This window comes from Serratia sp. CY76391 (genome assembly GCF_052166695.1).
Classification (GTDB): Bacteria; Pseudomonadota; Gammaproteobacteria; order Enterobacterales; family Enterobacteriaceae; genus Serratia; species Serratia nematodiphila.
The window spans coordinates 982,259-996,904 of sequence record NZ_JBJNOJ010000001.1; the positions used below are offsets into that span (position 1 = coordinate 982,259).

Here is a 14,646-nt window from a genome sequence, read left to right on the forward strand (position 1 = left end):
CGAATAGCCCTATAGAAAATTTCATCCTTTACTGGGCCAATGGGCGTTTGATAAAACGCCCAGTACCCAACCTCGCTACCACTCGGCCTGTTGTAGTAACTGATTCTTTTTTTTTATTCAGAATGGAAGGAAAAGCCAATTTATCATCTAGATTACCTTTTAACTGATGCTGGTCGATTATCCAAAATTCATCGATTCCTAAAGTATTAAGCTCATCGCCAAGACCCGCTGGACTGAATCTATTCTTCATTGTGATCCTACTTTTCAAATTGTATTTGGTTGGGATGCTTACACGCCCTCGACGCCGTCATATGTAGAGGTAAAAGTTCCGATAGCTGCGCCATGCAAAACCGCCGACGTGGTGTGGCTGGCGTTTGCTGTTGACCCGTTGCCTATCGGTGACTTGATCGATGCGCAGATGAGAGCGCTGCGCGCTGAGAGTCACCAGCGTATTGGATATGAACGTGAACTACTGGCAGCATCCAACTCCTGCCAGTAGTGCAGTTTTATGGTTACTTGACGAGATTATGAGCGTGGATCTCATCTCTTTTTAACCAAGAGGCTATGTTTGCTCCTACGCGCATCATTGGCTTCTCTACGAGATAAAAGGTAATGAAACCGACGACGATGACGCATAAGAATGATGCTACATATCCTAAACCTATTGGCATCCCAACTTTCTTTGCGATAAATGTGACCGGAATGGCTACAATGGGGTGCATTAAGTAAATTGAATATGATATCTCGCCTAACTTACCTAATGCGTTAGTTAGCATGTTGTCATAGTTTGGATTCAATTTATACAATGAGAAAACAAAAACTAAGCATAACGATGAAATTAATATTCTATTGTATCCGGATACAAGGTTTATCTTATCGCCATGTACTGGATAAAATATGAAAGCTAAAATTGTCAGTAAACCAATAACAATTAGCAATATTTTATTTATTTTTATTGCTGGTGCGTATTTCCCAACGGCAGCACCACACATGAAAAGAAATAGCTGGTTGAATGGGTTTATGTAGTTCGCCCACTGGTCTGAAAGTGGCAACGAAGAGTCAAGAGTATCGAAAGAAAAGTATATGCCCGCCGCGATACTTAATAACACAACCGCGGGGAATACATGCCTATATGACGAAGATACTAGATAGGTTAAACATAGAATTGAATAGAAAACGAGCTCATTACCAATAGACCATGCACCGGTTGATAGGTAAGCTGTTGGATCTATAAAACCAAACAATAGTGTGTAATTCAAAAATGCTTTGTAGTATGGAAAGTCAAAAGCCTGGCCATTAACCGTTGCCAATAGCCAGCTAAATATTATCATCCCAGTCACTGCAATCCAGAACAATGGAAATATCCGAAATACGCGTTTAACAGCAAATGCTGCTACGTGGCGAGTTGATGTTATCTTTCCATCATAGATATATGCCAAACTTATCCCACTAAGGATATAAAAAACAGAAACGGCATATATTCCTAACTTTCCTAAAAGGAATTCACTGCCAATAACATCAACTGATGATCCAGTAGACATAGACCACGATGTGTAATGATAAATCACAACTGACAACGCCATTAGACCACGGAGATAATCTAATGATTCAACACGGTTACTTTTCATTTTATCGCTCTTTTAGTATGCGCAATTCAGAACAACTCAGAAGTGTAAAGATTGTATAATGAAAAGTAACCACATGCTACAAAATATTTTTGGTAGGAGCCAAAAGCGACCGGTAGAACCGGCAGACAGACTACAAACCGTCTTCATAACTTAGGGTTTTCACCCCTTTTTTATGAAGTTCATTTGATAGGTTTTCAGATAAAACGTATTCGCTGCCGCCAGATTGTTCTATCTGTCTACGCATGTTTGTGCGTGCGAAGTCATAGGTAAAGATATTGGGAGCCCCAAATGTAAAAAAGAAACTACGCTTTGGTTTTCCTGCTTTAAATCCGCAATAGATATCACGAATCCTCCTCCCTATTAGTGACTTACCAGTTGGATCACCCAATGTACGGCCCAACTTCAGCAAGCCACGCTCAAATAAATCATACTCTTTACCTGCGTGTGTAATTCTTACGTCAAAAATAACTACATCCCCAGGTTTTGTAGCCAGTGACACCGCTTCGCCGTCGGTTAAGTTATCTTTCAAATGTGAGCCAACTCGTACGGACATTCCGTTGCCATCAGTAGAGTGGTCATTCATATAGATGCCCATCTTATAAACTCGGCAATCATGAGTGAAATATGGCTCGGAAAAATATGCACCTTTGGCATCGTCTTTATGCCAACCGAATCCCATATTGTGATGAATGTCAGCATGAGAAGTGAACACAAAATCATTACTGCCAAAAACCTCTCGATAAGCATCGATAACTTTTGGGTGATGGAAAACCCAAGAAAATTCCTGCTCCTCGACAGCAATATTCGGCTGGGTCAATCCGTATCGATACGTAACGCCCTTATTGGCGAAAAACTTATCAATCGAATTATTCATCTTGGACATCTCGTCTTCAGTAAACATCCCGCGGATAACGACAAATCCATCGCGTTCTATCTTTTCCTTCATGTTGTTCATTATTCACCCTGCAATCAAATCTGAGTCTATGACGCATGTTATATATTGTTACATAAATTTGGTGTTTGTAAACAGATGAGCATTAAATTTATAAATAAGAAATTTTATATTTTTCATTAAATTATTAGCTTGCACTTCATTTTGCGAACAGCCTCCCCAAGCAGAAGTGATTCCCATAAACTGTTTTTTTGACAGATGTTTTTGCGAGGTAAACATCGTAGGAATGATGCCAAAATTTGCCAGCCCGGCAGCAGACTACGTTGAGCGCCGCTTGAGCCTTGATGAGATCTGCATTTCAAAACCGAGTGCCACTTATCTGCTACGCGCTGCCGGCCAGGCGCTGGCAGTCGGTATCCATGCTGACGCGTTGCTCGTTGTCGATTCGTCGGCGACGCCGGTACATGGCAGCATTATCGTTGCTGCGGAAGAAGGCGCTCATGTACTGCGGCGCCTGCGCCTCTATTCGTATCGCGTGCTCGAGTTTTTGGACTGTTCAAGACGAGAAACTGAACTCGGCAACGAAGACTCGGAAGAAAGGAGCGAAGTGTTTGGCGCGGTGGTGTATTGCGTGAACGACATGCGAACCTGCGAATAGGACGATCTGCATGTTATCTGGTAGTCCGCCGTGCATAACTATCTATTGATATATAAGATTAACAAGGTGAATTTAAAATCCCTCGGCTTATGGCTGTGCGGGTTCAAGTCCCGCCCCGGGTACCAGGGAATAAAAATACCGAATAATCAAAGCAATAAGTAGTAATGTCGTAGACCGCCGAGAGGCGGTTTTTTTGTTTCTGTAATTCGCATTACCCCCCCGCATTCCTTCCTGTCTTGTCATGCCTTATACCCATGGATTGTCATCAAGCTTGCAGGGAGCCCCGCAGGGCTCCGAAGTACAACTCATAAGAAACCGAACGCCGCAGCGAGGATCCAGCCGAAGACGCAGGAGACGCTGACGCCAATCAGGCCGGGCAGAATAAAGCTGTGGTTGATCACGAAGCGGCCGATGCGGGTGGTGCCGGAGCGATCGAACTGGATTGCCGCCAGATCGCTGGGGTAGGTTGGCAGAATGTAATAGCCGTAACAGGCCGGCGCCGAAGCGACGATATAGGCGGGGTTAACCCCGATCGCCAGCGCCACCGGCACCAGCGCCGCCAGTGCGGCGGCCTGCGAGTTGACGAATTTCGACACCAGCAGCAGGATCAGCGCATAGGCCCAAGGGTACTCTTTCACCAACACACCCAGTGTGGCCTCGATCTGCGCCAGGTGCGCGCCGAACATGGTTTCCGCCATCCAGGCAACACCATACACCGCCACGATGGCGATCATGCCGGAACGGAACACCTCGTTTTTAGAGATAGACGCCGGGTTGGTGCGGGTGATGATAACGATCAACGCCCCGGCCATCAGCATGCACATCTGGATCACCAGAACCATGGAGAGCGGCTTGCCACCGAAGCTGGGCCGCAGGCCGGAAAAGGCACCCAGCACCGCCACCAGGGCGATGGTGGCGAGGAAAATCCACATGGCGATCCAGTTGCTGCGCGGCAATACCCGGTCCAGCAGGGTAGCGGCGTCGCCGTAGACATAGCGATGGTTCTCCGGCACCGAGATGAACTTCTGGAACTCCGGGTCTTTGTCCAGGTCTTTGCCGCGGAACCAGCTGAAGATGCCGATCGCCAGAATGCCGCACAGCGTCGAAGGGATGGTGATAGAAAGCAGATCGAGGAATTCCAGATGGCGGCCATTGAAGGTGTAGCTGCTGAGCATTGCCACCAGTGACACCACCGCCACCGAGACCGGGCTGGCGATAATGCCCATCTGCGCGCCGATCGAACTGGCCGCCATCGGCCGTTCCGGGCGGATATTATTTTTGATCGCCACGTCATAGATGATTGGCAAGATGGTGTACACCACATGGCCGGTGCCGCACAGGATAGTGAGAATGCAGGTGACGAAGGGGGCGATGATCGAGACATAACGCGGGTTGCGCCGCAGCATCCGCTCGGCGATCTGCAGCATGACGTCCAACCCGCCTGAGGCCTGCAGGGTGGCGGAGGCCGCCACCACCGCGATGATCACCAGCATCACGTCTACCGGCGGTTTGCCGGGCTGCAGGTGAAAACCAAACACCAGGATCATCAAACCGATACCGCCCAGTAACCCCAGCGCAATGCCGCCCTTACGCGCCCCATACAGCAGGCATGCCAATATAACCGCTAATTGCAGAAAGAAATCCATGATAGATACGCCTTAAAATGTTGAACTTAACTGCGTTCAGTTTCCGGCGGTGTTTACAGTAGAAAGTTGTTTTAAATCTAAAGACGCTAAAAAATTGTGGTTATTAGCTCTAAAGAGTGATGACGGTCACGTTCAGAGGATCTGAAGAGCAGGCGGCTGACGACATCAGCACGAAAAAGCAAGTTAAGAGGTCAGACCTCTCCTATATAACCGGTTTACCACCAGAGGAGAGAGTAATGGATCCCACAAAAATGACCGGGTTGGCGTTATTACAGGCTGCGATGGCTGGCAAGATCCCACCGGCCTCGATCGCTGAAACCGTGCCCATGAAACCGGTCGCGGTGGAAGAGGGGTATATTCGCATCGCGGCGCGGGCCGACGGGCGCCATCTGAATCCACTGGGGGGCGTACATGGCGGTTTCGCCGCCACGGTTTTGGACTCGGTGACCGGTTGCGCGGTGCACAGTACGCTGGGCGCGGGGATTGGCTATGGCACGGTCGATCTGCAGGTTAAAATGTTGCGCCCTGTGCCGAAGGAAACTGATCTTATCGCCGAGGGGCGTCTGGTCTATGCGGCGAAGAATGTCGCTTTTGCTGAAGGCACGCTAAAAACGGCGGAAGGGAAGCTGCTGGCTTCGGCAACCGCCACTTGCTTTATTATTCGCCCCACCGAACAAGCACCGTAATAACCTGCTTTTTTATCGGGCTTCGGGTTATCAACCCGGAGCCGGATGCTCTTATCTTCGGCTGCATACCTTGCTGCGCTACGATGGCAGGCGCGATACGCCATTGTGGTCTAGTATTCTTGGGTGAAAATTTATCGGGGTGATTATGCAGCCGTATAAAGAGGTTGAGTTTGATCATGAGCTTTGTCTGGCGATCGGCAAAGCCGTATTAGACGTGGTAGCGCAGGGGGAAGAAACCAGCGCTCCGGCGGTGATGAACGCGATTGAGCGGTCGGTGGCGCAGGGGCTGAATGACGACGAAATTGCCATCGCCGACGACGCCCTGGATGTGATGGCTCGTCTCATCCACGGTTTCAGATTCATTAATCTCGCGGGTGAAGAGGATACTCCCCATGCATTGGTTGAATTTCAAGCGCTACAAGAGTGACGTTGCCAAACAGGCCGTGCCGCCGCATTTGAATGCGGCTGAGTTTGCGCGGCATTACGCCGACAAGCCACAAGCCGATACGGAAGAGTACCTTTCGTTGAGCGGGGAGATGTGCTGGGATGCGGTGGTGCTTTGCGCTCACCGTTCAGGCGCGCTCAGCAAGGCGAAATACAAGCAGCTGTGGCTGACGGTGTTCGATAAGCAATATAAACATTTCGTCAGCCCTGATGATACCGAGATCCGCACCATGGCGGATATGCTGCGCGCGCCGCAGGGATGTTTTATCGGTATATTTTCCATGCGCGACGCGGCGGCGCCCCGATTGCTGCATGCCATGATCGGCACCGGTGCGGGATTTGCCGCGGGCAATAAAAATCTTTGCATCGGCGTGGGCGGCGCGGTCGGTTGGGAAAATCTCAATCTGGCGCGCGATCTGCGCTGGCAGCCGGAAGGCGGTTTTTTACGCCAGGGCGACAACGAAGTGCTGCGCATTTTTTATCGGCCTTTCCCCGCCTGAACCACCGTCTGCAGGCTTTTTAGGATAAAAAACCGCCGCCCGGCGGTTTTTTGTTGCTTACTTAAACCCGCCGTTGCGTATGAACTCGAGACCGGCGGTGGTGATCCGCGTTTGGTGTGGATCGATATCATAGTTGTTCTCGTCGATGTCGCTCATCACATAGGCTTGTATCAGCCCCTTGGTTTTAAGATAGGCGAAGGGATCGGCGAAGGCGTGCGGGCTGGTGGCGTCCTGCTTCCACAGTTCGTAGGTTTTTTCATCCAGCGTGCCGGGGTGATTGGCGGCCAGGCGGGTCAGGATCTGATTGTAGAACTCATAGTCGGTCATGATGCGGTCCTCTTTATCGCGAGCGACAGTCTCGGAAAATGGCGTAACGTCTATCAATCATAGCCGAAGTTTCCCACCGCCTGCGGCGGCGTCGGGTTAGCCGCGTTGGCTTTCAATCCAGTGAAACAGACGTGAAATGCTGAAGGTGATATCGCCAATGTTGAAAAGCGCGCCGAGCCACAGGGTCAGCATCACCAGGATGCCGATAATGATGGGAAGGTCCATTTTGCTCATGATCATGTTCTTCATCAATAAAGAGTGTGCGGCAAAGCGTACCACCAATCCTGATTGTCATAAAAATGCGCTGCGCATTATTTCTTTTGAAATCAAAGTAAAAAAGCCACCCAAACGGGTGGCTTTCAGCGGCGATCAGTCCAGCTTGGGGTGCTGGTCTATCAGGATCTGCTTTTTCTTTTCCAGCTCGGCGATCTGCGCGTTGATGTCCTCGACTTTCTGTTCGATGTTGTCGTAGGTCTCCTGCAGCAGTTCTTTCGCTTCGGTACGGTCAGAAGCGGCCGGCGTCGCGCCGCGCAGCGGCTTGTTGGCGGTCTCTTTCATGTACAGACCGGTGATAAGACCGATTACCGCCACAACCATCAGGTAGTAGGCCGGCATGTACAGGTTGCCGGTCGCTTCCACCAGCCAGGCGGCAACGGTCGGTGTCGCACCGGCGATCAGTACCGAAATGTTGAACGAAATCGCCAGCGCGCTGTAGCGGATGTGCGTCGGGAACATTGCCGGCAGAATCGAGGCCATTACCCCGGTGAAGGAGTTGAGCAGGACCGCCAGCACCAGCAGACCGACGAAGATCAGGCCGATGACGTTGCTGTTGATCAAAATGAAGCACGGGATCGCCAGCGCCAACAGGCCGATGCTGCCGCCGATGATGAACGGCTTACGACCAATACGGTCGCTGGTCAGGCCGATCACCGGCTGCACGAACAGCATGCCGATCATGATGGCGATGATGATCAGAACGCCGTGATCCTCCGAGTAGTGCAGGTTATGCGACAGGTAACTCGGCATGTAGGTCAACAGCATGTAATAGGTCACGTTGGTGGAAATCACGATACCGACGCACACCAGCAAACTTTTCCAGTGTTTGGCCGCGATCTCTTTGAACGAGGTTTTCGGCGGATTTTCGATGGCGTTGCGATCCTCTTTCTCCATCTTATCCACGTGCTGCTGGAACGCCGGGGTTTCTTCCAGCGCATGGCGCAGATAGAGACCGATCAGGCCCAGCGGCGCGGCGATGAAGAACGGAATGCGCCATCCCCAGTCGAGGAAGTTGGCTTCGCCGACGATGCTGGAGATCAGCACCACTACGCCTGCGCCCATCACAAAGCCGGCGATGGAGCCGAAATCCAGCCAGCTCCCCATAAACCCGCGTTTGCGGTCCGGCGAGTATTCGGCGACGAAGATCGCCGCGCCGGAATATTCACCGCCGACGGAGAAGCCCTGCGCCAGTTTGGCCAGCAGCAGCAGGATCGGGGCCCAGATGCCGATCGACGCATAGGACGGGATCAGGCCGATACAGAAGGTGCTGACCGCCATGATGATAATGGTGACCGAGAGAACTTTTTGCCGGCCGAACTTGTCGCCCATAGCGCCGAAGAACAGGCCGCCGAGCGGACGCACCAGGAAGGGCACGGAGAAGGTCGCCAGCGCGGCGATCATTTGCACGCCGGGAGAGGCGCCGGGGAAGAAGACCTGGCCAAGCGCATAGGCGACAAAGCCGTATACGCCGAAGTCGAACCACTCCATCGCGTTGCCCAGGGCCGCCGCGGTGATCGCCTTCTTGAGTTTGCTGTCATCGATGATGGTGATGTCGTTAATGTGCATCGGTTTATGTCGTTTTTTTCTTAACTTCATATAATCATCCCTTAATGAATTATTCGTTGTTCGTGAAAGCGTCATCTCCGTTCACTGTTGTTTTCGAGTTATCAAATCGGCTAATCGAATCGCGATTCAAAACGATTCATTATCCACATTTAAGTTGGGATGTGGATCACAAAATATCGTCGTTTATGCCAAGGTTATGTCATTTAGGTGACTAATTATTTTGCATCTATAGCTTAACGTTATATCTTGCGGCGATCAAATCCAGCAGTTTAACTTAAGTATTTGCACCGATTTGGTGCGAGAATAGTCTAATGATTGTGCTATTTGACGGTTTTTCGTCTGATTGATGATGTTTCAAGTATAGAGAGTACGGGAGATAAAACAGGAAAAATTGATGTGTTCGTCGCTAAAAAAACGCCTGACCAACTGGCCAGGCAGTTTGGATTAGGGCGCCGACGAACCGCCGAACTCCAGATAGATTTTCGCCAGGTTCTGGTACTGCGCGAAGCGGTTTTCGTCTACCGCCAGTTCCGCCTGACGGCGTTGCTCCTGAGCGTTTAGCCAGTCGGTAATGGTGACGGCGCCCTGCCGGTAGCGCACCTCGTTCAGCCGCTCCGATTTGCGCGCCAGCGCCAATGAAGCACGCAACTGCGTCTCCTGCGCCAGCAGCTGCGTACGCAATGACAGGGCGTTGTTCACATCGCCCATCGCCTTGTACAGCGCCTGTTTGAACGCCAGCACCTGCTGTTCATAATCGTTGCGGGCGATCTTGATCTCCACGCCCATTTGCCGCCACTGCAGGAACGGCAGCGTCAGGCCGGCGCCGAGGCTGCCCGTCGGGTTGCGCAGGAATTCCAGCAGTGCGCTGCTGCTGGCGCCCAGCGAGCCGGTCAGGCTGAACGCGGGATAGTATTGCAGCCGTTTCTCGTCGACGTTGGCCAGGGCGGCGCGCAACCGCAGTTCTTTAGCGCTGAGATCCGGGCGGCGGCTCAAGACGCTGGCGGGAATGCCGGTGTTGATCTGCGGCATCGCCGCCGTCGGCAGGCGTGCGGGCGCTATGGTGGCCTGGCCCGAAGGCGCACCCAGCAGCACCGCCTGTTCGTTCAGCGCCTGTTGGCGTTCGTGCTGCAACGCCAGCAGTCGGCTTTCCTGCGTCAGCAAGCTTTGCTCCGCGTTCACCACGTCCAGCGCCGAGATGCTGCCGGCCTGATAACGGGCGTTGGCCAGCCGTAGCGTCGTTTTGGCATAGGCGATGCTCGCCCGGCTGACGTCGATCTGCTGATTGAGGAAGCCGATGCGCCAGTAATTCGTGGCGGCGTCGGCCAGCAGCGTCAGGCGCGCCGTTTGCAGATCCTGCTCGGAAGCCTGGCTGGCCCACTCGGCGGCGTCGCGCTGGCGCGCCAGTTTACCCCACAGATCGACTTCATAGCTCGTAGAGAGCGTCGCGCCGCTGGTTTTATTCCAGGCGGAGGATGCCGACAGCGGGCGATTGATGCCGCTGTTCAACGAGGCGCTGACGTCAGGCGCGGTGCTGATGCCGACGCGTTCCGCCTCGAGCCGCGCGCGGTAGACGCGCAGCACGGCGGCGGCCAGATCGTTGTTGCTGGCCATCACCTGTTGCAGCCAGCGCTCGAGTTCAGGATCGTGGAAATCACGCCAGTCGAACGGCGTCGGCGTGGCGTTTTCGGCGGCGTGCTGCCACCCCGCAGGATAGTTGACCTGCGGCGCCCGGTAGTCGCTTTTCAGGGCGTTGCCGCAGCCGGCGGTGAGCAGGGCGGCGAGGCTTAACGCCAGGGGAGAGAGAATTTTCATGGGTTACTCGCTGGCCAATGAAACGACCGGATCCATCCTTGCCGCTTTACGGGCGGGGAGATAACCGAAGATCATGCCGATTAAGGTTGAACAGAAAAACGCCGTCGCGGCGGCTTGCCAGGAATAGATGGCGGTGAACATGCCGCCCGCCAGCGTGGTGAACAGCGAACCGGCGGCGAACGACAGCGCGATGCCCAAAATGCCGCCGATCAGACAGACCAGCACCGCCTCGATCATGAACTGTTGCATGATATCGCCGCGCCGCGCGCCGACCGCCATGCGCACGCCGATCTCGTGGGTGCGCTCGGTTACCGAGACCAGCATGATGTTCATCACGCCCAGGCTGCCGATCACCAGCGAGATCGAGGCCACCATCAGGATCAGCAGGCTAAGCGTCATCGAGGTGCGCTCGATCGATTTACGGAACTGATCGCGGTTGAACGTCATGAAATCCTTGACGCCATGGCGTTGGGTCAGCAACTGCGTGATGGCGCTGACGGCGGCTTCGCTGGCGACATCGTCCTTCAGGCGCACGGTGATGCCGCCGAGCGTGGTCTTGCCGACCATACGGTACATCACCGTGCTGTAGGGCATCCAGACGCTGATGCGGTTAGGCGCATAGTTGCGTTCGCTTTTGGCGACGCCGACCACCCGCGCCGGCACCGAGCCGAGAAACACGATCTGGCCGAGCGGCTCGACGCCAAAATCGCCGAACAGCGCCTGGCGTGCGTTATCGTCGATGATCACTTCCTGCAGCGCGTTGCGATCGTCGCGGAAGGTGGCGCCTTGCACCAGCGTGATGCCGTTGACGCGGAAATAGTCGCGCCCGACGCCGGTGATCGAGGCGGTGGCGGATTTGCTGCGAAAACGGATGCTGTCGGACGCGCTGACTTCCGGGCTGACGCTGTCGACGAAGCTTTGTTGCGCCAGCGCGTCGGCGTCGGCCGGCACCAGGGTGCGGATGCTGTCGATGGCGTCGTCGAAGAAGTCGCGCCCTGGATAGATGCTCACTACGTTGGTGCCGAGCCCCTTGATATTCTCCAGCGTGCGCTGCTTGGCGCCTTCGCCCAGCGCCACCACCGTAACCACGGCGGCGATGCCGAAGATAATGCCGGTCATGGTCAGCGCGGTGCGCAGGCGATGGGCGTTCATCGCTTTTAGCGCCATGTGCAGCGATTCGCGGGTGCGGTCAATCAGGCTTTGCCAGCTGCTTTGCCGACTGCGGTTCGGCGGCGGCAGCGCGGCGGCGGGCGCCGATTGGCGGCCGCTGTCAGCGATGATCTCGCCGTCTCGCAGCTCGATGACGCGGTGCGCATGCTGCGCCACGTTCATATCGTGGGTCACGATCACCACGGTGTGGCCGCGCTGATTCAGCTCGCTCAGGATCGCCAGCACTTCCTGGCCGGATTGGGTGTCCAGCGCGCCGGTCGGTTCGTCCGCCAGGATAATTTCGCCGCCGTTGATCAGTGAGCGGGCGATGCTGACGCGCTGCTGCTGGCCGCCGGAAAGCTGGCCGGGCTTGTGGTCTTCGCGACCCTCCAGGCCTAACCGCGCCAGCAGTTGCGCCGCCCGCAGCCGCCGCTGATCGCGCCGGGCGTTGGCGTAGATGGCCGGAATTTCGACGTTGCCCAGCGCGCTGAGATCGGGCATCAGGTGGTAACGCTGGAAGATAAAGCCGATATGCTCGCGGCGCAGGCGGGCCAGTTCGTCCGGCGACAGGTGGGCGGCGTTCTGGCCGCTGATGTAGTAGTCGCCGCGATCCGGCACGTCGAGGCAGCCCATGATGTTCATCAGCGTCGATTTGCCGGAACCCGAGGCGCCGATGATCGCCACCAGCTCGCCGGCGGCGATGGTCAAATCGATGTCTTTCAACACCGTCAGCGCCTGACCGCCGTTGGTGTAGGTTCGACTGATGCCTTTTAGCTCGATGATCGCGTTCACAGGAAGATGCCATCCTCAGCCGACTTGGCGGCGGGCTGCGACAGCACCACGGTTTCACCGGCTTTCAGGCCGCTGAGGATCTGAATATCGACGTTGTTGGTGATGCCGGTGGTCACTTCGCGCGTTTCCAGCCGCTGATCCTGAGTCAGCACCTGCACCTGCTGCACTTTTCCTTCGGTTTTATGCACCGCCTGGATCGGCACCAGCAGGGTGTTCTTCGCGTCGCCGAGCAGTAAGGAAACCTGCGCGGTCATGGCGATGCGCAGGCGGTTCTCCGGGTTGGGTACGTCCAGCAGCGCGTTGTAATAGACTGAGGCGTTCGAGGTGCCGGAACCGGATGCGGAGCTGGTGCCGGCGAGCGAATCGTCTTTCATCACCGATTCCGGCGCCAGCTCGATGGTGCGCAGCGTGGCGTCGTACCGTTTATCCGGATCGGAGAAAATAGTGAAGTACGCCTTTTGCCCCGGTGAAATGCGGGTGATGTCGGCTTCGGAGATCTGCGCCTTGATGGTCATCATATCCAACCGCGCCAGCTTGACGATGGTCGGCGCGCTTTGGCTGGAGTTGACCGTTTGCCCCTGCTGCGTGACCACGGCGATAACGATGCCGTCCATCGGCGCAACCACGCGGGTATAGCCCAGATCGATTTTTTTCTTCTCGACTTCGATCTGCGATTGCACCAACTGCGCATTGAGCGCCTGCAGATCGGCGCGAGTGGTGGAGAGCGAGGCTTCGGCGGTTTCGAAGTCTTCACGCGAGCTGGCTTCGTCGTTCAGCATGCGGCGCTGGCGTTTGAAACGCGACTCCGCCTGTTTCAGCAAGGCCTGTTTGGCTAACATATTGGCTTTGACTACGTTCAGCGCCGCCTCGGCGTTGCGCAGATCGTTGCGCTGTTGCAGATCGTCGATGTCGGCGATCGGTTGCCCTTTGGTGACGCGATCGCCCAGCTTGACCTTCAGCGATTTGACTTCGCCGGAGACGCGGGCGCCGACGTTGACGCGTTCGATGGCATCCAGCCGCCCGGTGGCCAGCACGGCGTTTTCGATATCGCCTAGGCGGGCCGGCGCGGTAACGTAATCCTGCTGCGGCGGGCGTTGCCAAAAGATGGCCAGCGCGACGGCGACGGCGATGAAAACGATGGCGGCGAGCAACGCCAGACGGCGGGAGGGGAGTTTCAGTGATGACATACCCAGGTTTTCCATAACGATAAAAGCGGCGGTTCCAGTCTGCCATCATGGCAGCGCCAGCTTGAACTGGCGCTAAACGTGAGGCGCTTTCCCGCTGGAAAGGGGATAGTAAAGGCTTTCCCGCTAAAGATCACGGTGAGTTATTATCCGCCGGGTGTGCAACCGGCTGCAGGGCGCGTTATACTGGCTAAAAAACCAGTATTCATTCATCAGCAGGATAATGCCACCGCCATGATGCCAAACCGCCTCGAGCCGGAACTCGACATTTATCAATACCCGGAGCACCTGCGCGCCTGCCTGGCGCCGTTGCCCAAAGGGCCGGGCGTGTATGTGTTTCACGGTCAAAGCGAGAGCCTGCCGCTTTACATCGGCAAAAGCGTCAACGTACGCAGCCGGGTGATGGCGCACTTCCGTGCGCAGGAGGAGGCAAAAATGCTGCGCCAAACCCGGCGCATCAGCTTTATCGAGACCGCCGGTGAGTTGGGCGCATTGCTGCTGGAGGCGCAGTTGATCAAACAACAACAGCCGCTGTTCAACAAACGTCTGCGGCGCTCGAAACAGCTTTGCGCGCTGCGCTTGCAGGCAGATGTGGTGACGATTGCTCACGCCAAAGAGATCGACTTCGCCGTCACGCCCGATCTCTACGGGCTGTTTGCCAATCGCCACGCCGCGCTGGAAAAGCTGCGCGCCATCGCCGACGAGCATCGTTTATGTTACGGCAAGCTGGGGATCGACAAGCTGCCGGCGGGGCGAGCCTGTTTCCGCTACAGCCTGCGCAAGTGCGCGGGCGCCTGCTGCGGCCTGGAGTCGGCGCAGGAACATGCGCTGCGGCTCAGCGCGGCGCTTGAACAGCTACGCATCGCCTGTTGGCCGTTCGCCGGGCGAGTGGCGTTGGAAGAACAGGGCGAGACGCTGCGTCAGTACCATGTGATCCACAATTGGTTTTATCTGGGATCGGTCAACAGCCTGGCGCAGGCGCAGCGGCTCCAGAGTGCGGCCAGCCATTTTGACAGCGATGGCTACAAGATTTTGTGCAAGCCGCTCATGGCCGGTGATTATCGGATTATTGCGCTGCCTTAATGC

At 55.1% G+C, this 14,646-nt stretch carries 15 protein-coding genes; 5 read left to right on the top strand and 10 right to left on the bottom strand.

The genetic code is table 11. The features are described 5' to 3' along the window. Positions 1 to 28: 28 nt before the first annotated feature. The 3 genes from ACJ8PN_RS04970 to ACJ8PN_RS04980 form a co-directional block, all read right to left on the bottom strand. The gene (locus ACJ8PN_RS04970; RefSeq protein ID WP_437189068.1) at positions 29 to 250 is read right to left on the bottom strand and encodes a hypothetical protein; all 222 of its coding nucleotides are present in this window, start codon (positions 248 to 250) and stop codon (positions 29 to 31) included. Positions 251 to 512: 262 nt separating this feature from the next. Continuing rightward, positions 513 to 1,628: an acyltransferase family protein gene (locus ACJ8PN_RS04975; RefSeq protein WP_411261495.1), complete on the bottom strand. Its 1,116-nt coding sequence runs from the start codon at positions 1,626 to 1,628 to the stop codon at positions 513 to 515. Between the two features lie 130 nt (positions 1,629 to 1,758). After that, on the bottom strand, positions 1,759 to 2,583 hold the full coding sequence (locus ACJ8PN_RS04980) for a phytanoyl-CoA dioxygenase family protein (RefSeq protein ID WP_442534668.1): 825 nt from the start codon (positions 2,581 to 2,583) through the stop codon (positions 1,759 to 1,761). 223 nt (positions 2,584 to 2,806) lie between these two features. On the opposite strand from ACJ8PN_RS04980, the gene ACJ8PN_RS04985 reads away from it, so the two are divergent. Continuing rightward, positions 2,807 to 3,178 carry a S24 family peptidase gene (locus tag ACJ8PN_RS04985; protein WP_442534669.1) on the top strand — a complete coding sequence of 124 codons (372 nt, stop codon included), beginning with the start codon at positions 2,807 to 2,809 and terminating at the stop codon, positions 3,176 to 3,178. Between the two features lie 305 nt (positions 3,179 to 3,483). Here ACJ8PN_RS04985 and ACJ8PN_RS04990 read toward each other — a convergent pair whose 3' ends face one another. Then, complete coding sequence (locus ACJ8PN_RS04990; protein ID WP_004927934.1) at positions 3,484 to 4,824, bottom strand: anaerobic C4-dicarboxylate transporter; 1,341 nt, start codon at positions 4,822 to 4,824, stop codon at positions 3,484 to 3,486. Between the two features lie 236 nt (positions 4,825 to 5,060). Between ACJ8PN_RS04990 and ACJ8PN_RS04995 the strand changes: the two genes are divergently transcribed. From ACJ8PN_RS04995 to ACJ8PN_RS05005, 3 genes are all read left to right on the top strand, one after another. Next, a complete protein-coding gene (locus ACJ8PN_RS04995; RefSeq protein ID WP_351106762.1) occupies positions 5,061 to 5,510 on the top strand; it encodes a PaaI family thioesterase in 450 nt (149 codons plus the stop codon). A gap of 145 nt (positions 5,511 to 5,655) precedes the next feature. Next, a complete protein-coding gene (locus ACJ8PN_RS05000; RefSeq protein WP_351106765.1) occupies positions 5,656 to 5,937 on the top strand; it encodes a hypothetical protein in 282 nt (93 codons plus the stop codon). Then, positions 5,903 to 6,454, top strand: coding sequence for a hypothetical protein (locus ACJ8PN_RS05005; protein ID WP_004927924.1), 552 nt, complete (start codon positions 5,903 to 5,905; stop codon positions 6,452 to 6,454). Before ACJ8PN_RS05000 ends, ACJ8PN_RS05005 begins: the two co-directional genes overlap by 35 nt. Positions 6,455 to 6,511: 57 nt before the next feature. Here ACJ8PN_RS05005 and ACJ8PN_RS05010 read toward each other — a convergent pair whose 3' ends face one another. The 6 genes from ACJ8PN_RS05010 to ACJ8PN_RS05035 form a co-directional block, all read right to left on the bottom strand. Further along, complete coding sequence (locus ACJ8PN_RS05010; RefSeq protein WP_033633383.1) at positions 6,512 to 6,781, bottom strand: hypothetical protein; 270 nt, start codon at positions 6,779 to 6,781, stop codon at positions 6,512 to 6,514. A gap of 96 nt (positions 6,782 to 6,877) precedes the next feature. Then, positions 6,878 to 7,015, bottom strand: coding sequence for a hypothetical protein (locus tag ACJ8PN_RS05015; protein ID WP_162138956.1), 138 nt, complete (start codon positions 7,013 to 7,015; stop codon positions 6,878 to 6,880). Between the two features lie 135 nt (positions 7,016 to 7,150). Beyond that, the gene (proP, locus tag ACJ8PN_RS05020; RefSeq protein ID WP_015377406.1) at positions 7,151 to 8,653 is read right to left on the bottom strand and encodes a glycine betaine/L-proline transporter ProP; all 1,503 of its coding nucleotides are present in this window, start codon (positions 8,651 to 8,653) and stop codon (positions 7,151 to 7,153) included. A 414-nt stretch (positions 8,654 to 9,067) separates the two neighbouring features. Next, positions 9,068 to 10,435: a TolC family protein gene (locus ACJ8PN_RS05025; RefSeq protein ID WP_411261500.1), complete on the bottom strand. Its 1,368-nt coding sequence runs from the start codon at positions 10,433 to 10,435 to the stop codon at positions 9,068 to 9,070. A gap of 3 nt (positions 10,436 to 10,438) precedes the next feature. Further along, positions 10,439 to 12,376, bottom strand: a complete 1,938-nt coding sequence (locus ACJ8PN_RS05030) for a MacB family efflux pump subunit (RefSeq protein ID WP_442534670.1) — start codon at positions 12,374 to 12,376, stop codon at positions 10,439 to 10,441. After that, on the bottom strand, positions 12,373 to 13,578 hold the full coding sequence (locus ACJ8PN_RS05035) for an efflux RND transporter periplasmic adaptor subunit (RefSeq protein ID WP_171453755.1): 1,206 nt from the start codon (positions 13,576 to 13,578) through the stop codon (positions 12,373 to 12,375). The genes ACJ8PN_RS05030 and ACJ8PN_RS05035 overlap by 4 nt, the downstream gene beginning before the upstream one ends. Before the next feature lie 216 nt (positions 13,579 to 13,794). On the opposite strand from ACJ8PN_RS05035, the gene cho reads away from it, so the two are divergent. Then, positions 13,795 to 14,643 carry an excinuclease Cho gene (gene cho / locus ACJ8PN_RS05040; protein WP_171453756.1) on the top strand — a complete coding sequence of 283 codons (849 nt, stop codon included), beginning with the start codon at positions 13,795 to 13,797 and terminating at the stop codon, positions 14,641 to 14,643. The last annotated feature ends 3 nt before the right edge of the window (positions 14,644 to 14,646 follow it).